The 22,973-nt window shown below is 58.1% G+C and carries 22 protein-coding genes and 2 pseudogenes; 16 read left to right on the forward strand and 8 right to left on the reverse strand.

All coding sequences use genetic code 11. From position 1 onward, the window contains the following. The first annotated feature begins 26 nt into the window (after positions 1 to 26). A complete protein-coding gene (locus JFT58_RS07575) occupies positions 27 to 1,028 on the forward strand; it encodes a response regulator (RefSeq protein ID WP_054897111.1) in 1,002 nt (333 codons plus the stop codon). A gap of 143 nt (positions 1,029 to 1,171) precedes the next feature. On the opposite strand, the gene JFT58_RS07580 is transcribed toward JFT58_RS07575, so the two are convergent. Both JFT58_RS07580 and JFT58_RS07585 read right to left on the reverse strand, forming a co-directional pair. Further along, positions 1,172 to 1,426 carry a bacteriocin immunity protein gene (locus tag JFT58_RS07580; RefSeq protein WP_054897112.1) on the reverse strand — a complete coding sequence of 85 codons (255 nt, stop codon included), beginning with the start codon at positions 1,424 to 1,426 and terminating at the stop codon, positions 1,172 to 1,174. 1 nt (position 1,427) lies between these two features. After that, entirely contained in the window at positions 1,428 to 3,695 is a 2,268-nt protein-coding gene (locus JFT58_RS07585; RefSeq protein ID WP_054897113.1) for an S-type pyocin domain-containing protein, read from the reverse strand. A 531-nt stretch (positions 3,696 to 4,226) separates the two neighbouring features. On the opposite strand from JFT58_RS07585, the gene prfB reads away from it, so the two are divergent. From prfB to JFT58_RS07620, 7 genes are all read left to right on the forward strand, one after another. Beyond that, a protein-coding gene (gene prfB / locus JFT58_RS07590) for a peptide chain release factor 2 (protein ID WP_096001736.1) occupies positions 4,227 to 5,322 on the forward strand; the annotation gives its coding sequence in 2 pieces (ribosomal slippage) (positions 4,227 to 4,298 and positions 4,300 to 5,322; 1,095 coding nt in all). Between the two features lie 79 nt (positions 5,323 to 5,401). Further along, positions 5,402 to 6,904 carry a lysine--tRNA ligase gene (gene lysS / locus JFT58_RS07595; RefSeq protein WP_003189082.1) on the forward strand — a complete coding sequence of 501 codons (1,503 nt, stop codon included), beginning with the start codon at positions 5,402 to 5,404 and terminating at the stop codon, positions 6,902 to 6,904. A 143-nt stretch (positions 6,905 to 7,047) separates the two neighbouring features. Further along, the gene (locus JFT58_RS07600) at positions 7,048 to 7,764 is read left to right on the forward strand and encodes a TetR/AcrR family transcriptional regulator (protein ID WP_169918944.1); all 717 of its coding nucleotides are present in this window, start codon (positions 7,048 to 7,050) and stop codon (positions 7,762 to 7,764) included. Positions 7,765 to 7,892: 128 nt separating this feature from the next. Further along, the gene (locus JFT58_RS07605; RefSeq protein WP_014717201.1) at positions 7,893 to 9,170 is read left to right on the forward strand and encodes a flavohemoglobin expression-modulating QEGLA motif protein; all 1,278 of its coding nucleotides are present in this window, start codon (positions 7,893 to 7,895) and stop codon (positions 9,168 to 9,170) included. A gap of 154 nt (positions 9,171 to 9,324) precedes the next feature. After that, on the forward strand, positions 9,325 to 10,230 hold the full coding sequence (locus JFT58_RS07610; RefSeq protein ID WP_054897115.1) for an alpha/beta hydrolase: 906 nt from the start codon (positions 9,325 to 9,327) through the stop codon (positions 10,228 to 10,230). Next, positions 10,227 to 10,553: a hypothetical protein gene (locus tag JFT58_RS07615; RefSeq protein WP_034126513.1), complete on the forward strand. Its 327-nt coding sequence runs from the start codon at positions 10,227 to 10,229 to the stop codon at positions 10,551 to 10,553. Before JFT58_RS07610 ends, JFT58_RS07615 begins: the two co-directional genes overlap by 4 nt. A 109-nt stretch (positions 10,554 to 10,662) precedes the next feature. Beyond that, positions 10,663 to 10,983, forward strand: a complete 321-nt coding sequence (locus JFT58_RS07620) for a hypothetical protein (RefSeq protein ID WP_054897116.1) — start codon at positions 10,663 to 10,665, stop codon at positions 10,981 to 10,983. Between the two features lie 292 nt (positions 10,984 to 11,275). Here the strand turns inward: JFT58_RS07620 and JFT58_RS07625 are convergent, their stop codons facing one another. From JFT58_RS07625 to JFT58_RS07635, 3 genes are all read right to left on the reverse strand, one after another. Next, positions 11,276 to 12,061 (reverse strand): OmpA family protein, encoded by a 786-nt coding sequence (locus JFT58_RS07625; RefSeq protein ID WP_034126516.1) that lies wholly within the window; start codon positions 12,059 to 12,061, stop codon positions 11,276 to 11,278. A gap of 56 nt (positions 12,062 to 12,117) precedes the next feature. Continuing rightward, complete coding sequence (locus JFT58_RS07630; RefSeq protein WP_034126517.1) at positions 12,118 to 12,543, reverse strand: DUF4398 domain-containing protein; 426 nt, start codon at positions 12,541 to 12,543, stop codon at positions 12,118 to 12,120. A gap of 283 nt (positions 12,544 to 12,826) precedes the next feature. Next, positions 12,827 to 13,171, reverse strand: coding sequence for a pilin assembly protein (locus JFT58_RS07635; RefSeq protein ID WP_198834362.1), 345 nt, complete (start codon positions 13,169 to 13,171; stop codon positions 12,827 to 12,829). Between the two features lie 197 nt (positions 13,172 to 13,368). Here JFT58_RS07635 and ppc point away from each other — a divergent pair, with 197 nt between their 5' ends. The 6 genes from ppc to JFT58_RS07665 all read left to right on the forward strand — a co-directional run bounded on the left by ppc (position 13,369) and on the right by JFT58_RS07665 (position 19,745). Continuing rightward, positions 13,369 to 16,014 (forward strand): phosphoenolpyruvate carboxylase, encoded by a 2,646-nt coding sequence (gene ppc / locus JFT58_RS07640; RefSeq protein WP_034126519.1) that lies wholly within the window; start codon positions 13,369 to 13,371, stop codon positions 16,012 to 16,014. A gap of 280 nt (positions 16,015 to 16,294) precedes the next feature. Continuing rightward, positions 16,295 to 16,942 (forward strand): adenylate kinase, encoded by a 648-nt coding sequence (adk, locus tag JFT58_RS07645; protein ID WP_054897117.1) that lies wholly within the window; start codon positions 16,295 to 16,297, stop codon positions 16,940 to 16,942. 90 nt (positions 16,943 to 17,032) lie between these two features. After that, entirely contained in the window at positions 17,033 to 17,719 is a 687-nt protein-coding gene (tsaB, locus tag JFT58_RS07650) for a tRNA (adenosine(37)-N6)-threonylcarbamoyltransferase complex dimerization subunit type 1 TsaB (RefSeq protein WP_034126520.1), read from the forward strand. A gap of 160 nt (positions 17,720 to 17,879) precedes the next feature. After that, the gene (locus tag JFT58_RS07655) at positions 17,880 to 18,182 is read left to right on the forward strand and encodes a hypothetical protein (protein WP_034126521.1); all 303 of its coding nucleotides are present in this window, start codon (positions 17,880 to 17,882) and stop codon (positions 18,180 to 18,182) included. Next, a complete protein-coding gene (locus tag JFT58_RS07660) occupies positions 18,182 to 19,042 on the forward strand; it encodes a DUF72 domain-containing protein (RefSeq protein WP_038449171.1) in 861 nt (286 codons plus the stop codon). Before JFT58_RS07655 ends, JFT58_RS07660 begins: the two co-directional genes overlap by 1 nt. 16 nt (positions 19,043 to 19,058) lie before the next feature. Beyond that, entirely contained in the window at positions 19,059 to 19,745 is a 687-nt protein-coding gene (locus JFT58_RS07665) for an extensin-like domain-containing protein (RefSeq protein WP_054897118.1), read from the forward strand. Positions 19,746 to 19,748: 3 nt separating this feature from the next. Here JFT58_RS07665 and JFT58_RS07670 read toward each other — a convergent pair whose 3' ends face one another. After that, positions 19,749 to 20,369: a hypothetical protein gene (locus tag JFT58_RS07670; protein WP_054897119.1), complete on the reverse strand. Its 621-nt coding sequence runs from the start codon at positions 20,367 to 20,369 to the stop codon at positions 19,749 to 19,751. Between the two features lie 96 nt (positions 20,370 to 20,465). Here JFT58_RS07670 and JFT58_RS07675 point away from each other — a divergent pair, with 96 nt between their 5' ends. Beyond that, entirely contained in the window at positions 20,466 to 21,248 is a 783-nt protein-coding gene (locus JFT58_RS07675) for a class I SAM-dependent methyltransferase (protein ID WP_014717213.1), read from the forward strand. Positions 21,249 to 21,304: 56 nt separating this feature from the next. Here JFT58_RS07675 and JFT58_RS07680 read toward each other — a convergent pair. Beyond that, positions 21,305 to 21,874 (reverse strand): annotated as a pseudogene (locus tag JFT58_RS07680) (transposase); the annotation flags it as partial. Between the two features lie 45 nt (positions 21,875 to 21,919). Between JFT58_RS07680 and tnpC the strand changes: the two are divergent. Continuing rightward, positions 21,920 to 22,627: pseudogene (tnpC, locus tag JFT58_RS07685) on the forward strand (IS66 family transposase); the annotation flags it as partial. Between the two features lie 76 nt (positions 22,628 to 22,703). On the opposite strand, the gene JFT58_RS07690 reads toward tnpC, so the two are convergent. After that, positions 22,704 to 22,973: a hypothetical protein gene (locus JFT58_RS07690; protein ID WP_034126525.1), complete on the reverse strand. Its 270-nt coding sequence runs from the start codon at positions 22,971 to 22,973 to the stop codon at positions 22,704 to 22,706.

Below are 22,973 nucleotides of genomic sequence, written 5' to 3' on the forward strand. Positions count from 1 at the left end.
GCAGGTAGTAATTCAGGTGATTGCACATGAATGATTTACAGCTCGACGACTTCAAGACCGACGAAAACGCCGCCATGGTGCTGCTGGTCGACGACCAGGCCATGATCGGTGAAGCCGTGCGGCGTGGCCTGGCCCATGAAGAGAACATCGACTTCCACTTTTGCGCCGACCCGCACCAGGCGATTGCCCAGGCGATCCGCATCAAGCCCACGGTGATCCTGCAAGACCTGGTGATGCCGGGCCTGGACGGCCTGACCCTGGTGCGTGAGTACCGCAATCACCCGGCCACCGCGAATATCCCGATCATCGTGCTGTCCACCAAAGAGGACCCACTGATCAAAAGCGCGGCCTTTGCGGCCGGGGCCAATGATTACCTGGTCAAGCTGCCGGACAACATCGAACTGGTAGCACGCATCCGCTATCACTCGCGCTCCTACATGACCCTGTTGCAGCGCGACGCGGCCTACCGCGCGTTGCGGGTCAGCCAGCAACAGTTGCTGGACACCAACCTGGTGCTGCAACGCCTGATGAACTCCGACGGCCTGACCGGGCTGTCCAACCGCCGTCACTTCGACGAATACCTGGAGCTGGAATGGCGCCGCGCCATGCGCGACCAGACCCAACTCTCGTTGCTGATGATCGATGTGGACTTCTTCAAGACCTACAACGACAGCTTCGGCCACGTCGAGGGCGACGAAGCCTTGCGCAAAGTCGCAGCCACCATTCGCGATGCCAGCAGCCGCCCTTCGGACTTGCCGGCGCGCTACGGTGGCGAAGAGTTCGCACTGGTCCTGCCCAACACCTCGCCGGGCGGCGCACGCCTGGTCGCGGAAAAACTGCGCATGGCGGTGGCGGCGTTGAAAATCCCGCACATCGCCCCGGCTGAAGGTGCCAGCCTGACCATCAGTATCGGGCTGTCGACGTTGACGCCGGCTCAGGGTACGGACTGTCGGCAGTTGATCATGGCGGCGGACAAGGGGTTGTACACGGCCAAGAACAATGGGCGTAATCAGGTTGGTATCGAGTAATTAGAGGCCAACTTCAATGTGCGAGGGGGACTTCCCCCTTGCACTCCTGAGTTTCGTACTCATCCGAATTGATTACATATGAAAGTTTTTGAGCTAAGAAATCTGCCATCGTTGTAGAGCCGATGGCAGGGGGCAGGACGGCGTTATTCTATTCTGAATCCAGGCTTGCCATTATTCGCGCGCCACTCTTTGACCTCTTTTACAATGCCTTCTGGACTGTCTTCTCTACCCTTTCTTGGATAATAGACGAGGTCTGACCCATCAGGATGCTCCGTAAGTCGCTTGAATTCTAATAGCATTTCGTCATCTTCTTCCTCAGAGCGAGCACTCGCATCACAAAGAGAAATTACAAATTTTAAAAATTCGCTTTCTGTGTACTCGGAAATTGAGGTTTTCATCTTAATTACCTTTGCCGTGAATACGCTTATGAAGTTTTGGAGTGACTATGTGGATATTGTCGATGTCGAAAATTTCTCCCCCTTGGGAAATGAATATTTTATGGTGAAGTTCGAATTTACTAGATTTTCCAGCATGTTCTAGTTCGCTAGTATAGGGCGCCTTGCCGTTTAGTATTCTTCTTAGGTTTTGACGGTTTAACTGACTAGCCAGTTCCGAGTCGCTAGCAACCGTTTTCCAGAAGGCTTCACGAAATGCCTTGAAGTTTTTAAATTCTTGACCTCTCAGTTTTGCGGCAATTTGCGATGGTATAGGGACTCCTTCACCCTGGGAGGCCGCTCCCAGCCAAGAGCCGGTTATAGATTGCCCATTGCCTGTCACGATTCCGGGATCTTCACGCCGATCCCTGAACATGACATAGATTGGAGGCAGGCCAGAATCGACCGGGAAAACGATGATGAAGTCGTCAAATCCAGCTTCAACAACGGCTGGAAAACTGTCAACCCTACCCTCGACTGGAATTGTGTCGGCGCCTGCATAGACGGGCGTTTCAGGCGGGGCCGGTGGCAGCGTTGTTGAGCTATCTCCAGGAGCGGAAATAGGTGTCCAAATCAACGTTCTTGGTGGAATGTCACTTGTCGTGACGGTGTATACCTTCTGCCCAGGATCATAGGTCGCAGTAACCACTTTGACCCTGGAAGGCACGCTTGCACCATCGGTGTTGACCACAAAAACTTCTGACCGCCCATCTGCGGCCGTCCTCGAACTCATTCGAACCGGCAGGTCGATTGTGCCGTTGACTGCCGAACTTATCGTCGACTCGTCGAGGCCTGGTACCAAGGTTGAGATCGGTGTGCCAAGCGCATAACGCTCTGGAAGTTCTCCGTTCGCGAGTTTGGGAGAATAGATCAGCGCTGAAACACCGACCATCAAGCCACTCGCGGTACTGGCGGCCAATTCCGTCAATGCGGCCACTGCTGCCCCAATAGCGGCTCGCAGCGTGACGGTAACCCCCTCTGCTGTAGCGATAGTTCCGACTGAGGTCATGACTATCGCTTGAGTCGCAGCAGCAGTGCCCGACAGTCGATAGGTATTGGCTACTCTTACCGCTTCAATACGCGCTTGGGCCGTTGCTACCTGCTGCGCACGTTCTGCGAGGTCGCTGATTGCATTGGAGGCGTTGGCAAGAAACCGCGCGGACTCTGACTTCAGCACAAAGTCATGATGGCTGAGCCATCTCACCCCAAGAGCGGTATTCTGCTGTAGATAAATAAGCTGTTTGAGTCCCTCAAGCTCGGGTTTGCTCAGTGGCGGTGTAACCCGTGGGTTGGCTGCGGGATAGTAAATCATCAACCCGTTCCGGTTTATGGCTAACGGTGGGTCAATAGGTTTGATCGCTGCCATCGTTTCTTCGATCATTTTGTCCAGCGTGTTTTTGTAAAGCATGAGGGTCTGGCCGGGTGTCAATCCAACGACCGAACCGGCAAGAGAGGCGAGTTCCACCTGCAAATATTCCGGCAGCAACTGCACTTGAATTTCCAACTCATCTGCAATGACCTTCAGATACTCATTGTGTAAATTTGCCCAGCCAGGATCATGTTCGGCTAAATTGGCCTCCAGCGTTTGCCGGGCCTTTGCCAACCCTGAAAGTTTTTTAGTCAGAATGTCTATGGAGAGCGAGAGAGCCTTGAGTTCTTGTGCGGCCCTCCAGACGTTGTCGTAAAGTGTGTAGGCATCGCCCAGATTTTTTATCGGGTCAGAAGAGGCAAGCGTTTCACGTAGCTTTGTATAAGTTAAGTTTTCCATCAGGTAAAAAGGGCTTTGATCATAGAGCCCATAGATGAGTGGCGCAGTACTGGCGTATTTGGTTTTTTTCGCGCCGATGATTTCAAGTGTGATTTTTTGATCGAGAACGGCTGAGGCTGTTTCTGTAAGCGGCTGTGAAGCTTTCGCGGCTTGCTGTTTCTCTGCGAGTTCGCGTTCAGTTTCAGTAGTGAGCGTTGCGAACCGTGCGCTGTACTCCGCGTCAATCAAGGATTGATTGTACTTTTGCTCTCCAATGAAATCGGCGGTGGTGCTAGGGAAGTCAAACTGCTTGAAGCGGCTACGGTCTCCTTCACCTCGACGTGGCCCTTCTTGAAGGCCCCAGCCATCTCCACTTCCTACGTAGCCTCCGCCTTCACCACCCCAATAAGTGTTTCGTCTCCCTGCGGTAATTATCGTCGGCTTGAGTTCTAAAGGTTGTCCTGGCTGCCACCCTTGTTGTGCCATAGGGCCTCTCCATTTTTATGAGAGTGATCGTTAGAGTTTGTGCGTCCTGAAGAAAAAAACTCAGGCGCTTTGATCGAACTTATTTGAGAGGGAAGAAAGAAAAAACTGATGGCGTTTTGATTTGATTTTATGTGTGTAGGAGGCTTTGTAAGACGGTTCTGAAACTGATGTATTTATATTCTTGTATGTTTATCACTTGAGTCTTGGGATGATTTGGCTAGAAACCTAATTGTTTGTTTTTATTGGAGTGGGTTGGTTTGTGGTCTTTTAGGCAGGCTCTGATTTGGATTTTCAAATTATTTGTATAAACAGATGAACGGTCTGGTTTTAGCGAGTAGTAGGTCGGGTTTTCTAACGCGCGGCATCGTCAATCTATAGGAAATGCTCTGATGGTCGCGTATCCGTCACCGAAGCAAGCGTGACGAGAGGCAAGCGCTGTCTTGGCAGAATCGACCAAGCGGGCTGCCGTTTCCAGCCGTTTGCCGTTATACTCGCCGGCTTTCAAAAGTTCGCCAACGAGTGCTGCCCGCCATGGAAATCAACCCGATCCTTAACACCATCAAGGACCTGTCCGAGCGCTCCGAAACTATTCGGGGGTATCTTTGACTACGATCAAAAGCATGAGCGTCTGACCGAGGTCAATCGCGAGCTTGAAGATCCGAGTGTCTGGAACAAACCTGAATACGCCCAGGAACTGGGGCGCGAGCGCGCTGCGCTGGCACAGATTGTCGATACCCTCGACGAACTGAACACCGGCCTGGGTGATTGCCGCGACCTGCTGGACATGGCCGTCGAAGAAAACGACGAAGGCGCAGTGGGCGATGTTGTCGCCGAGCTGGCCCGTCTCGAGGAAAACCTCGCCAAGCTTGAATTCCGCCGCATGTTCAGCCACGAAATGGACCCGAACAACGCCTACCTGGATATCCAGGCCGGTTCCGGTGGCACCGAAGCCCAGGACTGGGCCAACATCCTGCTGCGCATGTACCTGCGCTGGGCCGACAAGCGCGGTTTCGACGCGACCATCATGGAACTGTCCGCCGGTGAAGTGGCCGGTATCAAGGGTGCGACAGTACACATCAAGGGCGAATACGCCTTTGGCTGGCTGCGCACCGAGATCGGCGTGCACCGCCTGGTGCGCAAGAGCCCGTTCGACTCCGGCAACCGTCGCCACACCTCATTCTCTGCGGTGTTCGTCTCGCCAGAGATCGACGACAAAGTGGAAATCGAGATCAACCCGGCCGACCTGCGGATCGACACCTACCGTTCCTCCGGCGCCGGTGGTCAGCACGTAAACACCACTGACTCGGCCGTACGTATCACCCACGTACCGACCAACACCGTGGTCAGTTGCCAGAACGAACGTTCCCAGCACGCCAACAAGGACACCGCCATGAAAATGCTGCGGGCCAAGTTGTACGAGCAGGAAATGCAGAAGCGCAACGCCGCTTCCCAGGCGCTGGAAGACACCAAGTCGGATATCGGCTGGGGTCACCAGATCCGTTCGTACGTGCTCGATGCCTCGCGGATCAAGGATCTGCGCACTAACATCGAACGCAGCGACTGCGACAAGGTACTCGACGGCGATATCGACGAATACCTGGAAGCCAGCCTGAAATCCGGCCTCTAATACCCTCTGTGGGAGCGGGCTTGCCCGCGATCCCCCGCCGAAGGCTGGGGGCAACGAACCTGATGGAATATTTAAAGACATGAGCGACCAACAACTCGACCCGCAAGCACTGCAACAGGAAGAAAACTCCCTGATCGCCCTGCGCAAGGAAAAGCTTGCTGCCGAGCGCGCCAAGGGTAACGCCTTCCCCAACGACTTCCGTCGCGACAACTACTGCGATGCCTTGCAGAAGCAATACGCGGACAAGACCAAGGAAGAACTGGCTGAGGCTGCGATCCCGGTCAAGGTGGCAGGTCGCATCATGCTCAACCGTGGCTCGTTCATGGTGATCCAGGACATGACCGGTCGCATCCAGGTCTACGTCAACCGCAAGACCCTGTCCGAAGAAACCCTGGCCTCGGTGAAAACCTGGGACATGGGCGACATCATCGCCGCCGAAGGCACCCTGGCCCGTTCCGGCAAGGGCGACCTGTACGTCGAGATGACCAATGTACGCCTGCTGACCAAGTCCCTGCGCCCGCTGCCAGACAAGCACCACGGCCTGACCGACACCGAACAGCGCTATCGCCAGCGCTACGTTGACCTGATCGTCAACGAAGACGTGCGCCAGACCTTCCGCGTACGCTCGCAAGTCATTGCTCACATCCGCAGCTTCCTGATGCAGCGTGACTTCCTGGAAGTGGAAACCCCGATGCTGCAGACCATCCCGGGTGGTGCCGCAGCCAAGCCGTTCGAGACCCACCACAACGCGCTGGACATGGAAATGTTCCTGCGCATTGCGCCTGAGCTGTACCTCAAGCGGCTTGTTGTTGGCGGCTTTGAAAAGGTGTTCGAGATCAACCGCAACTTCCGTAACGAAGGCGTCTCGACCCGTCACAACCCTGAATTCACCATGTTGGAGTTCTACCAGGCCTACGCCGACTACGAAGACAACATGGACCTGACCGAAGAGCTGTTCCGCGAGCTGGCACAGCTGGTGCTGGGCAGCACTGACGTGCCGTACGGCGACAAGGTGTTCCACTTCGGCGAGCCATTCGTGCGCCTGTCGGTGTTCGACTCGATCCTCAAGTACAACCCCGAGCTGACCGCTGACGACCTCAACGACATCGACAAGGCCCGTGCCATTGCCAAGAAAGCCGGCGCCAAGGTGCTGGGCTTCGAAGGCCTGGGCAAGCTGCAGGTGATGATTTTCGAAGAATTGGTGGAGCACAAGCTGGAACAGCCGCACTTCATTACCCAATACCCGTTCGAAGTGTCGCCGCTGGCCCGTCGCAACGACGACAACCCGAACGTCACCGACCGTTTCGAGCTGTTCATCGGTGGCCGCGAAATCGCCAACGCCTATTCCGAGCTTAACGATGCGGAAGACCAGGCCGAGCGCTTCATGGCCCAGGTGGCCGACAAGGACGCCGGTGACGACGAAGCCATGCACTACGATGCCGACTTCGTTCGGGCCCTGGAGTACGGCATGCCGCCGACTGCCGGTGAAGGTATCGGCATTGACCGTCTGGTGATGTTGTTGACCAACTCGCCGTCGATCCGCGACGTGATCCTGTTCCCGCACATGCGGCCACAAGCGTAACCGTAGCGAAATCCGAAGCCGCCTTTTATAAGGCGGCTTTTTTATGTGGCCTGTTCAAGTGGTGCTCGTCATTGATCGTTCCCACGCTCCGCGTGGGAGTGCACTCTGTGACGCTCCGCGTCACCTCTAAAGGAAGAAGTGTGGTGAACCGCATAATGGCTCAAGAAGGTGCCGCCGGCATTGCTGCTGCCGTGGCTGAAAGTGTTCAGTACCAGGGCCGCAAGGCCAGTCGGCGGGGCAGCGAGCAGCGCCGGCAAGACATTCTCGATGCGGCCATGCGTATCGTCGTGCGCGATGGCGTGCGGGCCGTACGTCATCGGGCAGTGGCGGCAGAGGCGGGGGTGCCGCTGTCGGCCACCACCTATTACTTCAAAGACATCGACGACCTGCTCACCGACACCTTCGCCCAATACGTGGAGCGCAGCGCCGCTTTCATGGGCAAGCTGTGGGTGCGCAACGAAGGCCTGTTGCGCGAGATGGTCGCCTATGGCGATGGCAGCCCGGAGTCGCGCTCGCAACTGGCCGATGATATCGCGCGCCTGACCGCCGACTATGTGCTGCGTCAATTGACCAACCGCCGCGAATACCTGATGGCCGAGCAGGCTTTTCGCCAGGAGGCCCTGCTCAACCCGCGCCTGGCCGAACTGGTACGCTCCCACCAACAGATCCTGTTGCAGGGCACCGGGCAGTTTTTCCAGGTATTGGGTTCCCGTGAGCCACAGCAGGATGCCAAGGTGTTGACGGCTATCATCAGTCGGATGGAATATCAGGGCCTGTTGGGCGGCGCAGAGCCTTTGACGGGTGACGAGATGCTTGAAATCCTCAAGCGTCACATGCACCTGGTATTGGCCTCGGCCTAGCCCTGTGCGCAATCTGCTTTGGGTGGGGGCAGGCAAGCCAGCTCCTACCTCTGATGGGCCTGCTGCTCAGATGTGAAGCCGTGCGCTAACTGCGCGTGGGCCAATAACGTTTAAAGAGGAAGCACCGGGTGGACGATTACCAGCAGACGATACGCACCTTGTCCGATCGCATTGTGCTGGCGCAAACACCGATCCGCGTCCTTGATGCGGTGAAATGGGACGAGAACATTCGTCAGGGATTTCTCAAGGCCAAGGGCAAGGCGATGCCTGCCGTAGACCGTGATTACTACCTGAACCGGCCGCTGTCGTTCGATTCCAGTGCGGTCAAGCTGGAGTTTCAGAACATCGAGCGCGACATCACCCGTCGCCTTGGGCAATTCAGTCCGGTTGGGCAGATCATGCGGCGCATGTGCCGTGAGTACCGCATGGTGGTGCGCATGCTTGAAGCGCGCGGCACCGAGGACTTCGGTCTGATTTCCCAAGAGCTTTACGGCGCCGCCTCCGATGCGTTCCACGCCGGCGACCCGACCCTGGCCGACCTTGGCCTGATGCTCTCCGACTACCTGAACAACATCGATGGCCGGGGCGATCTCAAGGACGAAGCCAAGACCCTCACCGCCAAGGACGCGGTCAGCCTGCTGCAAACGCGCCTGAACAAGGTGTTTGGTGAAGCCGAAGAGACCATCCGCGTGTTCGAGTCCGACGGCATCGTCGCCGATGCGGCAGCGGGCGCCGACTACATCAAGATCCGCGCCGATGCGATGTTCAATGACCGCGACGTGCGCGCCCTCGAAGTGCATGAAGGGTTGGTGCATGTGGGCACCACCCTTAACGGCCAGAACCAGCCGATCTGCACGTTTCTGTCCAAGGGCCCGCCGTCGTCCACCGTCACCCAGGAAGGCCTGGCGATCCTGATGGAAATCATCACGTTTGCCTCCTACCCCAGCCGCCTGCGCAAACTCACCAACCGGACCCGCGCCATCCATATGGTGGAGGAGGGCGCCGACTTCCTGCAGGTATTCGAGTTCTTCCGCGAGCAAGGCTTTGAAATGGCCGAAAGCTATGGGAATGCCAGCCGGGTATTTCGTGGTTCGGTGCCCACCGGCCTGCCATTTACCAAGGATTTGTCCTACCTCAAGGGCTTTATCATGGTCTACAACTACATCCAGCTCGCCGTGCGCAAAGGCAAGCTGGAGCAAGTGCCGCTGCTGTTCTGCGGCAAGACCACCCTTGAAGACATGCGTACCCTGCGCCAGTTGGTCGACGAAGGCCTGGTGGTGCCGCCCAAGTACCTGCCGGAGCAGTTTCGTGACATGAACGCGCTGGCGGCCTGGATGTGCTTCTCCAACTTCCTCAACCACTTGAGCCTGGACCGGATCGAGGCGGATTACTCCAATATCCTGTAACTGACGAAACCGAATCAAAAAATGTGGGAGCTGGCTTGCCTGCGATAGCGCTGGGTCAGCCAGCACTCAGTCACTGATAGACCGCTATCGCAGGCAAGCCAGCTCCCACATTTGATCTTTACTGGTCTTCAGAACTTTCGCGAGGTTTCAACGGATGAGAATCCTCGGCATTTTATGCCTGCTACTCACATTGAACGGCTGCAGCTCCTTGCTGTTCTACCCCGAGCCCGGCCTACCCTTCACCCCGGAAAAAGCCCACCTGCAATACCGCGACGTCACGCTCACCACCGCAGATGGCGTGAAACTGCACGCCTGGTGGCTGCCGGCCAAACCCGGTGTCCCGCTCAAGGGCACAGTCCTGCATTTGCACGGCAACGGCGGCAACCTCGCCTGGCATCTGGGGGGCAGTTGGTGGTTGCCGGAGCAGGGTTATCAAGTGCTGTTGCTGGACTATCGCGGCTATGGGCTGTCGGAAGGCAAGCCGTCGTTGCCGGCGATCTACCAGGATATCGACGCCGCCTTCGGCTGGATCGACAAGGCGCCTGAAACCCAGGGTCAACCGCTGATTATTCTCGGGCAAAGCCTGGGCGGTGCACTGGCGGTGCATTACCTGGCAGCCCACCCGGAGCGTCAAGCCCAACTAAAAGCCTTGGTATTGGATGGCGTGCCTGCCAGTTATCGTGACGTAGGACAATTCGCCCTGAGCACTTCCTGGTTAACCTGGCCGTTGCAGGTGCCGCTGTCGTGGCTGGTGCCCGACGCCGACAGTGCGATCAATGCCATGCCCCGGTTGACCGGCGTGCCCAAGCTGCTGTTCCACAGCCTGGATGACCCGATCGTGCCGGTGGCCAATGGGATCCGCCTGTATCAAGCGGCGCCACCGCCCAGGGTGTTGCAACTGACCCGCGGCGGCCATGTGCAGACCTTTGCCGACAAAACCTGGCAGACCGTCATGCTGCGTTATCTGGACGACCCTCAGCACTTCAACGGCTTGCGTCGCCTGGGGGAAATTCCGAATTACCCTATTCCTAAAGTTGACTCATCAGAGAGCCCGCAATGAGCGAAGAACGCAACATGATCCCGCTGATCCTCACCGGCATCGGTACCATCCTCGGCACCGTTGGCTGCCTGTGGTACTACGGCTATCTGCACTTCGCCAAGCCGGAAGATGCGTTGCTGCTCAGCGATTTCACCATGCTCAAGACCATACCGGGCGAAGATTACAAAGTCTCCCTGACCCCGGCCGCGCAAGTGGCGCAGTGTGTTGACGGCGTATTGGTGATGTTTGATACCGAGCAGAAAGGCTTGAGCGGCGTGCTGGTGAACAACAAGAAGCAGGCCGTACGTTGTATAGGTCAAGAAACGCCGAAACTGGAGCAGTAGGACAGGCAGTGTGGGGAAAGCTGGAACCATTTTGAGTGAGTTGCCACTGATTTGGGACCGAGCAGCAACGCTGATTCGGTTAACTCTTTAACTTGATTTGGAGTCACATATGTCTATAAGTGGAGTTGGTCCTTCCCAAGGTGGTTTTGGCGCTCAAGATGCAGGTCAACAATCCGGTGACGTAGGCAGCCTCAAGAAAGAGATTGAGGATCTGAAGAAGCAAATAGGTCAGATGCAATCTCAAGGTGCCGGTGGTTCAGAGGGAGGCGGCGGTTCGGGAGGCGCTGTGGATGACCTTAAAAAACTACTGAAAGAACTCGAGGAAAAGCTTAAAGCTATGGAAGGCCAAGAGGGTAAAGGCGCTGATGGCGAAGGCAGCAAGCCTGGTGGCGAAGGTAGCGCAAAGATTTCCATTGATTTCCAGCAGTAACATGAATAACGGGAACCGTCTTGCGTCAGAAGCCACAAAAGCGTCATGACTCATAAAGATTGGGGCCGAGACAGTGGCGATTACTATTGCTGCGATACGCAATATGTTGAACATGGCGAGAGGGCATGAAGAACTGGAACGCAAAGTTGCCCAGACGCATGAGCTTAGCCAACTGATGGACAAGCTATCGAGCGCGAAGATAGAAATGCCGCTCGAAGATACACATCGTCCAGTCGGGTTCGACGAACCCAAAAAAAACCCACCGTAAGGTGGGTTTTTTATCCAGCATCAATCAGTTAGCAACGGAAGACCGTGGCTTGACCGGCTGGTTGTCGTTGGAAATGGTCACTTCCACGCGACGGTTCATGGCGCGGCCGGAGACGCTGCCGTTATCGGCAACCGGGTATTCCTTGCCATAACCCTGGGTCACGATACGCGAGATATCCACGCCTTGTTGAGCCAGTGCACGCTGAACAGAAGCGGCACGACGCTCAGACAGGCTCTGGTTGTACGAGTCGGAACCGGTGCTGTCGGTATAGCCTTCGACGATCACTTTACGGTCTGGGTTATCGCGCAGGAACTGAGCCAGCTTGGTGATGTTCACCAGGCCGCTGGATTTCAGATCAGACTTGTTGGTGGCGAACAGCACGTCACCGAAAGTCACCAGGGTGCCGCGATCGGTTTGTTTGGCGTTCAAGCTGTTTTGCAGTTGCTTGATTTGTGCGTCACGAGCGTCCAGCAGGGCGCGGGCACGTTCGTCACCAGCGTTTTTCAGCTTGGCCTCGGATTCGCGCAGGACGATGGTGTCCTTGGCCACTTCAACGCGCTGGTTGGTCAGGTAGGCCAACTGGTCGACTTTCTTCTCGTCTTCCTTGTCGCGGTAGGCCTTGTCAGCCTTGTCCAGCCATTCGCTGGCGTCTTTGGTTTCCAGCGCCGCCAGCTTGGTGGCTTGCGGGTTGGTTTGCAGGGACGAGAAATTGGTCCGCGCATTTTCCAGGTTCGCGTTCGGCGGGGTGGAGCAGGCCGCCAAGGCAACGCTCATCGCCAGCAGGGCAGGGATCATCAATTGTTTACGCATAGTCGTGTCGTCCTTTCAATTCGATATCAGGTGCGATGCAGTCAAGGGGCTGAGGCTTACTTCTGCATGATTGCAGCTGGGCGCATGCCTTCCTTACGCAGTTCTTCAACAGCCTTCTGGGAATCCTTCACAGCCTGTTGAGCCTTGGCAGCCTGGGCCTTACGCTCAGCGACGCGGGCATCCCACTCGGCTTGTTCAGCCAATTGGCGAGCCTTGTCGTAGTTCTTGTCGTGCATGGCAATCTCAGCTTCTTTGAGCTTGTCCTGGGCCGACTTCATTTCCACCGCCGCATACTCGGTACCGCCGGCGCTGACTGCGCTGTTGACGGCCGATTGGGTTACGGCGTACTGCTCGGTTGGAGGGTTGCCGGCGCAGCCAGCCAGAACGAAGCTGGTGCCGATTGCCAGCGCGGCCAATTTGAGCCCGCGCAGGTGGTTAAACGAGGATTTGGCAGTGCTGGTGTTCATCGTCTTCAACTCCATTGGATAACTCCTGAAAAACATCAAAATCCATCGGGGCGTATCGATTTCGGGCCCGTCGGTAAAGCACATGGCGTCCGTTCAAACGACCGTTCCACAAGTGATGGCTACTGGCTGTGACCGGAGGCTTTTTTCAAAAGTTCAGCGGATATGGCGATTTGCCTAAAAAAATATCTGACTGATTGGTCAGTGTTTGAAAAATGGAACTTTCGCGGTGCGCAGCGGTACCTCCGGGCCTGTAAAAGGCCCGGAATACGTGGGTTTAATTGACGTCAATAAATGTTTATCAGTGTTTTTGTTCGTCAGCGCCGTCCGACAAATCATGTAAGTGGCGACGGGATAAAGTAAGAAAGCGTGGCGTGGGGCCGACGTCTTCATACAGCGGGTCACCCTCTTCGTCGGTGGCAATTACCTGCTGGCCCTGGATGTAGGGAAAGCTGGCTTCCAGCTCTTCAAGGGCGGCACCGATCAACTCGCCGAGCAGTTCTTCGACATGGCGCTTGGGGTACATCTCGGCAATGGCCGCCAGCCGTGCAGCGGCTTCTACATCCAGATGAATGGCGTATTCAGTCTTGGTCAAACGACCCTTGGCGGTTTCTTCCCAATGCTGGGCCAGTTCTCGAATTTTCATGGCTACCTCAATAAAGCCTGCGATGGCAGGCGGTGATGAGCGACCAGCCGCCTGCGCGGATGACGCGGCGACTCACCGTTGAGACTAGCTGCAAGCGCCAAGGTTTAAAGTCGTTTGCGTTCGGCCTTGTCAGAAACCGACGTCGGCGGCACTCTGAAGCACCTGCGCGTCCCGGATTTCTGGCTGGAGATTGGCTGATGAGTGATATCGATGCACGCTTGCGTGAGGATGTTCACCTGCTGGGTGAGCTGTTGGGCAACACCATTCGAGAGCAGTACGGCGAGGCTTTCCTCGAGAAGATCGAGCAGATCCGCAAAGGCGCCAAGGCCGACCGTCGCGGAGCCGTTTCAGAGAAAGCCGCTGGCGATGAGTTGAGCGCCAGCCTCAACCAGTTGCAGGAGGACGAGCTGCTGCCGGTGGCCCGAGCCTTCAACCAGTTCCTCAACCTGGCCAACATTGCCGAACAATATCAATTGATTCATCGGCGCGATGAATCGCAACCCGCGCCGTTCGAATCGAGGGTCTTGCCGGAGTTGCTGGCCCGTCTGCAAAGCGAAGGGCACAGCAATGAATCCCTGGCCCGGCAGTTGGCGCGGTTGGACATCGAGCTGGTGCTCACCGCCCACCCCACCGAAGTGGCCCGCCGCACGCTGATCCAGAAATACGATGCCATTGCTGCGCAACTGGCCTTGCAGGATCACCGCGACCTCACCACCGCCGAGCGCGAGCAGATTCGCGAGCGCTTGCAACGCTTGATTGCCGAAGCCTGGCACACCGAAGAAATCCGTCGGGTGCGGCCCACCCCGGTGGACGAAGCCAAATGGGGCTTTGCGGTGATCGAGCATTCGCTGTGGCACGCCATCCCGAATTACCTGCGCAAGGCCGACCAGGCCCTGCACGCCGCCACCGGCCTGCGCCTGCCCCTGGAGGCTGCACCGATTCGCTTTGCTTCGTGGATGGGTGGCGACCGTGACGGCAACCCGAACGTCACCGCGCCGGTCACCCGCGAAGTGCTGTTGCTGGCGCGTTGGATGGCGGCGGATTTGTATCTGCGTGACATTGACCAACTGGCCTCCGAGCTGTCGATGCAACAGGCCAGCCCGGCGTTGCAAGCCAAAGTCGGCGACAGCGTCGAACCTTATCGTGCCTTGCTCAAGCAACTGCGTGAACGCCTGCGCGCCACGCGCCAGTGGGCCCACACCTCGTTGACCAGCACCACCCCGGCGCCGGCCGAGGTGTTGCAGAACAACCGCGACCTGCTGGACCCGCTACAACTGTGCTACCAGTCCCTGCACGAATGCGGCATGGGCGTGATCGCCGATGGCCCGCTGCTCGACTGCCTGCGCCGTGCCGTGACGTTCGGCCTGTTCCTGGTGCGCCTGGATGTGCGCCAGGACTCCAGCCGTCACTCGGCGGCCATGACCGAAATCACCGATTACCTGGGCCTGGGGCGTTATGAGGACTGGGATGAGGATGCGCGTATCAGCTTCCTCACCCAGGAACTGACCAATCGGCGGCCATTGCTGCCGGGTTACTTCAAACCCTCGGCGGACACTGCCGAGGTGCTCAATACCTGCAAGGAAATCGCCGCCGCACCAGCCGCATCATTAGGTTCGTATGTCATCTCCATGGCCGGCGCCGCGTCGGATGTGCTGGCGGTGCAACTGCTGTTGAAGGAATCCGGCGTACAGCGGCCAATGCGCGTAGTGCCATTGTTCGAGACCCTGGCCGACCTGGACAACGCCGGGCCGGTGATGGAGCGTCTGTTGCAACTGCCGGGTTACCGCGCGCGCTTGCAGGGCCCGCAGGAAGTGATGATTGGCTACTCGGACTCGGCCAAGGACGCCGGCACCACGGCCGCCGCCTGGGCACAGTACCGCGCCCAGGAGCGCCTGGTGGATATCTGCCGCGAGCAACAGGTGGAGCTGTTGTTGTTCCACGGTCGCGGAGGCACCGTTGGCCGTGGCGGTGGCCCGGCGCACGCTGCCATCCTGTCGCAGCCACCGGGCTCGGTAGCGGGGCGGTTCCGCACCACTGAGCAGGGAGAGATGATTCGCTTCAAATTCGGCCTGCCGGATATCGCTGAGCAGAACCTCAATCTCTACCTGGCCGCGGTACTGGAAGCGACCCTGTTACCGCCGCCGCCTCCCGAGCCTGCCTGGCGTCATCTGATGGACGAACTGGCGGCAGACGGTGTCAGCGCATACCGTGCCGTGGTGCGGGAAAATCCGCAGTTCGTCGAGTACTTCCGCCAGTCCACGCCGGAGCAGGAGTTGGGCCGTTTGCCTTTGGGCAGTCGCCCGGCCAAGCGTCGTGCGGGCGGGATTGAGAGCTTGCGCGCCATCCCATGGATCTTTGGCTGGACCCAGACGCGCCTGATGCTGCCCGCCTGGCTCGGCTGGGAAGCGGCACTGAGCAAGGCGCTGGAGCGCGGTGAAGGTCAATTGCTGGGGCAGATGCGCGAGCAGTGGCCGTTCTTTCGCACGCGCATCGACATGCTGGAAATGGTCCTGGCCAAGGCCGATGCCGATATCGCCCGTCTTTATGATGAGCGCCTGGTGCAGCCGGACCTGCTGGCATTGGGTGCGCACTTACGCGACCTATTGTCGCAGGCGTGTGACGTGGTGCTTGGCCTGACCGGCCAGTCGCAGCTGCTGGCCCATAGCCCCGACACCCTGGAGTTCATCCGCCTGCGCAACACCTACCTCGACCCCTTGCACCTGTTGCAGGCCGAGTTGCTGGCACGTTCCCGTCAGCAGGAGGCTGCCCAAGACAGCCCTCTGGAACAGGCGCTGCTGGTGTCCGTGGCCGGTATCGCGGCCGGTTTGCGCAACACCGGCTGAGGTTTTTTGCGTGTACTCAATGGCTTGCGGATAAACCGCGACGACCGCCCGGAAACGGGCGGTCGTCGTTTGAGAGGGTGGGTTGCGCTCAGGCACACCCTGGCGCTGACGCATGTGCGGCGCGGGTTTCTCCGACTTTTGGCGGCTTGTATGGTGAGGGCCCGCTGTGTATCTTGATCAGCCTTTGGCCGTTTGATCGGCCTAGAACCACATTTTTACGAGATTGGCCCCACGCGGCGAATCCGAGCGTCATCTCTATAAAAAATTGAGGAGCACATCGATGCGCGTCATTCTGCTGGGAGCTCCCGGGGCCGGTAAAGGTACTCAGGCAAAGTTCATCACTGAAAAATTCGGCATTCCACAAATCTCCACCGGCGACATGCTGCGTGCGGCCGTCAAGGCTGGCACCGAACTGGGCCTGATCGCCAAGAGCGTGATGGACAGCGGCGGCCTGGTCTCCGATGACCTGATCATCAACCTGGTCAAGGAACGCATCAGCCAGGAAGACTGCAAGAACGGTTTCCTGTTCGACGGCTTCCCACGCACCATTCCCCAGGCTGAAGCCTTGGTGAAGGCGGGCGTGGAGTTGGACGCCGTGGTCGAAATCGCGGTTGAAGACGAAGAGATCGTCCAGCGTATCGCTGGCCGTCGTGTTCACGAAGGCTCTGGCCGCGTGTACCACATCGACTACAACCCGCCGAAAGTGGAAGGCAAGGACGATGTCACCGGCGAAGACCTGGTGCAGCGTAAAGACGACACCGAAGAAACCGTGCGTCATCGCCTGTCGGTCTACCATTCCCAGACCAAGCCCCTGGTGGACTTCTACCAGAAGCTGTCCGCAGCCCAAGGCAAGCCGAAATACAGCCACATCCCTGGTGTGGGCTCGGTAGAGGCCATCACCGCCAAGGTGCTGCAAGCACTGAGCTGATCCCTTGATCAGCGGCACAGACAACGGCCCGCTTGCGGGTCGTTGTTGTTTATACTGGCGCACTTTTTTCCGACTTGGACACCCACACCGATGAGTACCCTGCTGGCCCTGGACACCGCGACTGAAGCTTGCTCCGTTGCCTTGCTGCACGATGGCAAGGTCACGAGCCACTACGAGGTGATCCCGCGCCTGCACGCGCAGAAATTGTTGCCGATGATCAAGCAATTGCTTGAAGACGCCGGGACCACCCTAGCGGCGGTGGATGCCATCGCGTTCGGCCGTGGCCCCGGTGCATTCACTGGCGTGCGCATCGCCATCGGCGTGGTGCAGGGCCTGGCCTTTGCGCTGGAGCGCCCGGTGTTGCCGGTGTCCAACCTGGCGGTACTGGCCCAGCGTGCGTTGCGTGAGCACGGGGCATCGCAGGTGGCAGCGGCAATTGATGCGCGCATGGATGAGGTTTACTGGGGTTGCTACCGTGAGACCGCAGGCGAAATGCGCCTGGTCGGTGCGGAAGCGGTGCTGGCCCCCGAAGCGGCGCAGTTGCCCGCTGACGCCAGCGGTGATTGGTTCGGTGCCGGCACGGGCTGGGGTTATGGCGAACGCATCAAGGTGACGTGTGCCGAGCAGGACGCAGCGATGTTGCCACACGCCGAAGACCTGCTGGCGTTGGCACGTTTCGCATTCGAGCGCGGCGAGGCGATTGCGGCGGACCAGGCAGCACCGGTGTACCTGCGCGATAAAGTCGCGCAGACCAAGGCCGAACGCGGGATTATTTGACGCCAAAAATGTGGGTGTTACGCGGCAAATTTCGCCAATCGTCAGAATTTGCCTGGGTTTTTAAACCTTTTACAAATTATGTGTTCTAGTTATCACCAGAGCATTTGCGCGCCATGGAAAGTGCCGCTAAATTGCCATCATTGATACCGAGTCTGCATGTATGCGTATAGACGGTTTTTCCTCACAGTCGTACCCCCTCAAGCGTAAGCCGCGCAAGGCGAGCGTGACGGTAGACGAGTCCGTCGAGGATTCACCGGACTTCATCGAAGTACACACCGATACGCCTTCCAAAGCTCAAGGCGCCTCGAGCGCACGCATAAGCGGCGTTCCTGCCCGTCAGCAAGACATGGTCTTTCCCCGTTCCATGAGCAAAAGCGTTGCCACCGCCTTGGCCAGCTACCTGACCACCGCCGGCTTTGTCGAATGGGATATGGAAGTGCTGGGTCTCGATATCCATATCTGATGCGTTTGCCTTATTACATCGGCTGCCCGTCCTGGAGTGAAAACGCCTGGCGCGAGTACCTGTATCCCGTTGAGGCACGTTCCAGCGATTACCTCGGGCTCTATTCCCAGGTCTTCAACGCCGTTGAGGGCAATACCACTTTTTATGCTCGCCCCTCGGCCGCCACTGTGCAGCGCTGGGCCGAAATCATGCCTGATGATTTTCGCTTCACCGCCAAATTTCCCGGCGATATCAGCCATGCTGGCGATTTGCGTGAACAGTTGCCGGCGGCAGAAAGTTTTGTCGGCTTGATGAGCCCTTTGGGTGAGCGCGTTTCACCGCTGTGGCTGCAGCTCTCGAAGAGCTTTACGCCGCCACGCCTGGCGGAGCTGGCTGGATTTCTCGATGGCATTGATCGGCCGCTGGCCGTGGAGGTGCGTCATGAACAGTTCTTCGCCAAGGGTGATGCTGAGCGCATGCTCAACCGCCTGTTGCGCGATCGCGGTGTCGAGCGCATCTGCCTCGATCCACGTGCCCTGTTCAGTTGTACCTCTACCTCCGAAGCGGTGCTGCATGCCCAGTCCAAAAAGCCCCGGGTGCCACCGCGCCCAGCGGCCCTGACGCAGTTTCCCCAGGTGCGCTTTATCGGGCATCCGGACCTTGAGGCCAATGACCCGTTCCTGATTCCCTGGGTGGAAAAGATCGCCAGTTGGATCGAAGAGGGCCGCACGCCCTATATGTTCCTGCACACCTCGGACAATCGTCTCGCGGCACAACTGGCGCTGCGCTTCCACGCCAAGCTGATGGTGCGCCTGCCAGGGCTACCGCCGCTGCCTGCCTTGCATCGAGAACCCGTGGCGGAGCAGCTCGGACTACTTTGAGGGTTGAGCCGTGGGTATGGTCAAGACATTGAGTGTGTTGCTGGTGCTGGTGGGCGCCTTTGCGCTGGCTGTCTGGCGGGGTTGGGTGCCGCCTGAATGGAACCCCTGGGCGCCCTTGGATGTGCGAGCGAGCCCCAACCTGTTGACGCGCTACAAGCTCAGTCGTTTGCAGGATGATCCAGCGCTGTGTGACCAGGTGTTGAACACCTCTGGTCTGCGCGTGAGCCGCCAGGCCGATACATCGGCGGATGCGGCATGCCCCTTGCGTAATATTCTGCGTGTGCAGGGCGCTGACGTGGCCTTGAGCAGCAGCTTTCTCGCCAGTTGCCCGCTCGCGGTGGCGTTCGCATTGTTCGAGCGCCACAGCCTGCAACCGGCGGCCCAGGCCGTGTTTGGTCAAGCGGTGAGTCGGGTCGAGCATTTGGGCAGTTTTGCCTGCCGTAATATCTACAATCGCGCCGACGGAAGGCTCAGCCAGCACGCCTCGGCCAATGCCCTGGATATCGCCGGGTTTCGCCTGGCGGATGGACGCAGCATCAGCGTGCTCAAGGATTGGCCGGGGCAGAGCGACAGTGCGCGTTTCCTGCGTTTGGTACGCGATGGCGCCTGTGATGATTTCAACGTGGTGTTGAGCCCGGACTACAACGCGGCTCATCGCAACCATTTCCATCTCGACATGGGGCGTTGGTGGGTGTGTCGCTAGGGTTCAGGCGGCCAGGCGCAGGTTGTGGGTCACCAGCGGGCGTGCCCAGTAGTAATCGAAATCCAGGGCCTTTTGCTGCGCCAGCAGTTCTTCTTCGGGGTACGGCGTGGCGGCCGGTGGCAGCAGGTCCAGCTCGAATTCGGCAATTGGCAGGTGCAGGGGGCGTGGTTGTGGCGCCGGGCCTGGCTCGGGTAGCGGTTGGCCGGCGTTCAGCACGATGGGGCGCACCCACTCGCTCTCAAACGCTTGTTGGCGTTGCTGGGCGATGACTTCTTCTTCCGGGAACGGCGTCGCGGCCGGTGGCAGCAGCTCGGTTTCGAACTCGGCAATCGGCAGGAAGAGCGGCTCCGGCGGGGTGATCTCGGTGTCTTTCACATCGCACTCACGCTGGGTGAGGATCTGCGCCAGCAGGTCGGCGCCTTCGCGGGGTTCAACTGCCGGGTCTGCCGGGGCGGGCGCCTTGGCGGCGAGCGCGTCCGGCGTTTCACCGAGCTGCTCGGCCAACGCGCGGGCAAAGAAGTCCTGCCACACATGACTCACCCCGGCCAGCGCTTGGGTATTGCGCAGGCCGTAATGGTTGTGGGTCGGCAGTACACCGATGGAAAGGGGAAGAATGTCTGACATTTTTCTCGGTCGACGCTCAGCTCTGGCAAAATACCTGACTGTAATTTTTATCGGCTGTTGTTTGCCGATCCTTAATTTTTTTGAGCGTGGCGATTGATGAACGAACAACCAGCGGCCAGCCGCATCCAGGTCCAAGCCTTGGCTGACAGCTTCCAGGCCCGCGCTGAACAGTGGGCTTCGCTGCTGGGGTTGCCTCTGCAGGTGGCCGATGCGGATTTTTCCCTGCAAGTGGGGGAGCACGGTTTGCAGTTGCAACAGCTTGGGCCTGATGCGCCAGGGCCGGTGCGTGTCGACTTTGTCGAAGGCGGCGCGGCGCATCGGCGATTGTATGGTGGTGGCAGCGGGCAGATGATCGCCAAGGCGGTGGGCATCGCCCAGGGCGTGCGCCCGCGAGTGCTGGACGCCACGGCTGGCTTGGGCAAGGACGCGTTCGTGCTGGCCAGCCTCGGGTGTGAGATGAGCCTGATCGAGCGCCAGCCGTTGATCGGCGCCTTGCTCGAAGATGGCCTGGCCCGCGCTGCAGAGGATTTTGACGTGGCGCCGATTGTGGCGCGCATGAAGCTGCTCAAGGGCAATTCCATCGACGTGATGCTCAATTGGCAGGGCGAGCCGCCTCAGGTGATCTACCTGGACCCGATGTTTCCGCACCGTGAGAAAACTGCGCTGGTGAAGAAGGAAATGCGCCTGTTTCGGCCGTTGGTGGGTGATGATCCGGATGCACCGGCGTTGCTCGCGGCCGCTCTGGCTTTGGCCAGCCATCGGGTGGTGGTCAAGCGGCCGCGCAAGGCACCCTGTATTGAGGGGCCGAAGCCAAGCCATGCGCTGGATGGCAAGTCCAGCCGCTACGACATTTATCCCAAGAAAGCGCTTAAGCCGTAAGCTGCAAACAGCAGCACTTATCTCCCTGGCGCGCCGCAATCCAAATGTGGGAGATTCTATGGTTGGAGGGAAGCCCCCAAACCCGCTTTTGATTGGTACTCGCTCTGGTTTTTCATGAGCGAAAAGGCGATACGCGCTAACTTGCGGGCGATGATGACCAGGGCTAGAGTTGTTTTCAGGCCCCTGGCCAGATAGCCCTCGTATAAAGGCTTCCAGGCTTCTGACCTAATACCGGCTGACGCCGCGTTATGCAGCAACCTGCGGATCTCTGAGTCTCCTTTCTTGCTTAACGAACGACGTCCGTTCATTTGCCCTGAGTCGGACACCCTCAAGTCCATTCCCAGAAAAGCAATGTAAGCGTCAGCACTTTCAAACTCTCCTCGTTGAAAGGCCATAGTCAGTGCAACTGCCGTAAGAAAACCAATGCCTTCTACGGCTTGGCAGCGCCTGACTTGATGCAAGACACCCGCTTCAGTGACAGCAGCTAATATCCGTTTTTCAATGAGCGCTTCATGTCTATCAAGACAAGCTGAAATGCTCTTGGACGAGGCTTTGAGCAAAGGCTCACCTGCCCAGCTCTGGTTCAGAGCAACACGCATCTTCACCAGTGCGGCACGTCGGCGAAGCGTATCCGTCCGGCCAACACACCTTCCTGACGCAACCGCCGAAGGACCAGCCCGTTTTGCGAAACCTCGGCTGTAGTTTACGACTTCAGCCTCAGCCGGGCCGGCGAGCATGCGCGTAACTTCCTACAAGACTGGAAGGGCAAGCTGGTCTGCGATTATTTCGGCGATTACAAGGCCAGCTTCGAACTCGGCGTGACTGAAATCGGCTGCATGGCTCATGCCCGGCGCAAGTTCTTCGAACTGCATGCGACTCACAAGAGCGCGCTGGCTGAGCAAGCCTTGCGTTACATGCAGGCGCTGTACGAGATCGAGGGGGAAATCGAGGATCTAGAACCGGACATACGCCGCCGAATACGGCAGGAAAAGGCGGTACCCGTGATGGATGCGTTGCATGCCTGGATGGTTGCCCAGCGCGACATCGTGCATAACGGTTCGGCCATTGGCAAAGCCTTGGATTACAGCTTGAAACGCTGGACGGCGCTGTCGCGCTACCTCGATGACGGGGCCGTGCCTATTGATAATAACTGGTGTGAGAACCAGATACGGCCTTGGGCGCTGGGGCGCAAGAACTGGCTCTTTGCTGGGTCGCTACGCAGCGGCAAACGCGCCGCTGCGATCATGAGTTTGATTCAGTCGGCCCGGAACAATGGGCACGATCCCTAGGCCTACCTGAAGGATGTGCTGACGCGCCTGCCTACGCAGCGGGCAAGTGAGATTGCAGAGTTGCTGCCGCATAGGTGGCGTCCGGCTTAGTCGTGCAAGACGGTTTGCCCGTACGCTTACAAAGAAAGCCCAGCTTGAGCTGGGCTTTCTTTTGCAGACCTACATATCACTCAAGCGTATACTTATTCTCAGCCATAAAGGCTGGCTCTTTCCAATTAGGACCTTTTTTAATTCCCCCATCAGAATTATCAATCAGCCCTTCCAGTCTCATGTTATGAACAAGCTTTAATAGCTCAAGATTATTACCAATATTTACCCAGCCATTCCTGTTATATAGTCGATCCAGCATCGGATATGAAATTGACTTATTTCTTACTATAAAAAGAACGACATCTCTTGGGGATTCAGAGTTTACAATATCATTGATGTTGCTCAT

Source organism: Pseudomonas sp. MF6767, assembly GCF_016405475.1.
GTDB lineage: Bacteria > Pseudomonadota > Gammaproteobacteria > Pseudomonadales > Pseudomonadaceae > Aquipseudomonas > Aquipseudomonas paracarnis.

What these genes read in the sequence shown, in the direction of transcription:
- JFT58_RS07575 (WP_054897111.1), top strand. Translation starts at nt 27, where the DNA reads ATGAATGATTTACAGCTCGACGACTTCAAGACCGACGAAAACGCCGCC.
- JFT58_RS07580 (WP_054897112.1), bottom strand. Translation starts at nt 1,426, where the DNA reads ATGAAAACCTCAATTTCCGAGTACACAGAAAGCGAATTTTTAAAATTT.
- JFT58_RS07585 (WP_054897113.1), bottom strand. Translation starts at nt 3,695, where the DNA reads ATGGCACAACAAGGGTGGCAGCCAGGACAACCTTTAGAACTCAAGCCG.
- lysS (WP_003189082.1), top strand. Translation starts at nt 5,402, where the DNA reads ATGAGCGACCAACAACTCGACCCGCAAGCACTGCAACAGGAAGAAAAC.
- JFT58_RS07610 (WP_054897115.1), top strand. Translation starts at nt 9,325, where the DNA reads ATGAGAATCCTCGGCATTTTATGCCTGCTACTCACATTGAACGGCTGC.
- JFT58_RS07615 (WP_034126513.1), top strand. Translation starts at nt 10,227, where the DNA reads ATGAGCGAAGAACGCAACATGATCCCGCTGATCCTCACCGGCATCGGT.
- JFT58_RS07620 (WP_054897116.1), top strand. Translation starts at nt 10,663, where the DNA reads ATGTCTATAAGTGGAGTTGGTCCTTCCCAAGGTGGTTTTGGCGCTCAA.
- JFT58_RS07625 (WP_034126516.1), bottom strand. Translation starts at nt 12,061, where the DNA reads ATGCGTAAACAATTGATGATCCCTGCCCTGCTGGCGATGAGCGTTGCC.
- JFT58_RS07630 (WP_034126517.1), bottom strand. Translation starts at nt 12,543, where the DNA reads ATGGAGTTGAAGACGATGAACACCAGCACTGCCAAATCCTCGTTTAAC.
- JFT58_RS07635 (WP_198834362.1), bottom strand. Translation starts at nt 13,171, where the DNA reads ATGAAAATTCGAGAACTGGCCCAGCATTGGGAAGAAACCGCCAAGGGT.
- ppc (WP_034126519.1), top strand. Translation starts at nt 13,369, where the DNA reads ATGAGTGATATCGATGCACGCTTGCGTGAGGATGTTCACCTGCTGGGT.
- adk (WP_054897117.1), top strand. Translation starts at nt 16,295, where the DNA reads ATGCGCGTCATTCTGCTGGGAGCTCCCGGGGCCGGTAAAGGTACTCAG.
- tsaB (WP_034126520.1), top strand. Translation starts at nt 17,033, where the DNA reads ATGAGTACCCTGCTGGCCCTGGACACCGCGACTGAAGCTTGCTCCGTT.
- JFT58_RS07655 (WP_034126521.1), top strand. Translation starts at nt 17,880, where the DNA reads ATGCGTATAGACGGTTTTTCCTCACAGTCGTACCCCCTCAAGCGTAAG.
- JFT58_RS07660 (WP_038449171.1), top strand. Translation starts at nt 18,182, where the DNA reads ATGCGTTTGCCTTATTACATCGGCTGCCCGTCCTGGAGTGAAAACGCC.
- JFT58_RS07665 (WP_054897118.1), top strand. Translation starts at nt 19,059, where the DNA reads ATGGTCAAGACATTGAGTGTGTTGCTGGTGCTGGTGGGCGCCTTTGCG.
- JFT58_RS07670 (WP_054897119.1), bottom strand. Translation starts at nt 20,369, where the DNA reads ATGTCAGACATTCTTCCCCTTTCCATCGGTGTACTGCCGACCCACAAC.
- JFT58_RS07675 (WP_014717213.1), top strand. Translation starts at nt 20,466, where the DNA reads ATGAACGAACAACCAGCGGCCAGCCGCATCCAGGTCCAAGCCTTGGCT.
- JFT58_RS07690 (WP_034126525.1), bottom strand. Translation starts at nt 22,973, where the DNA reads ATGAGCAACATCAATGATATTGTAAACTCTGAATCCCCAAGAGATGTC.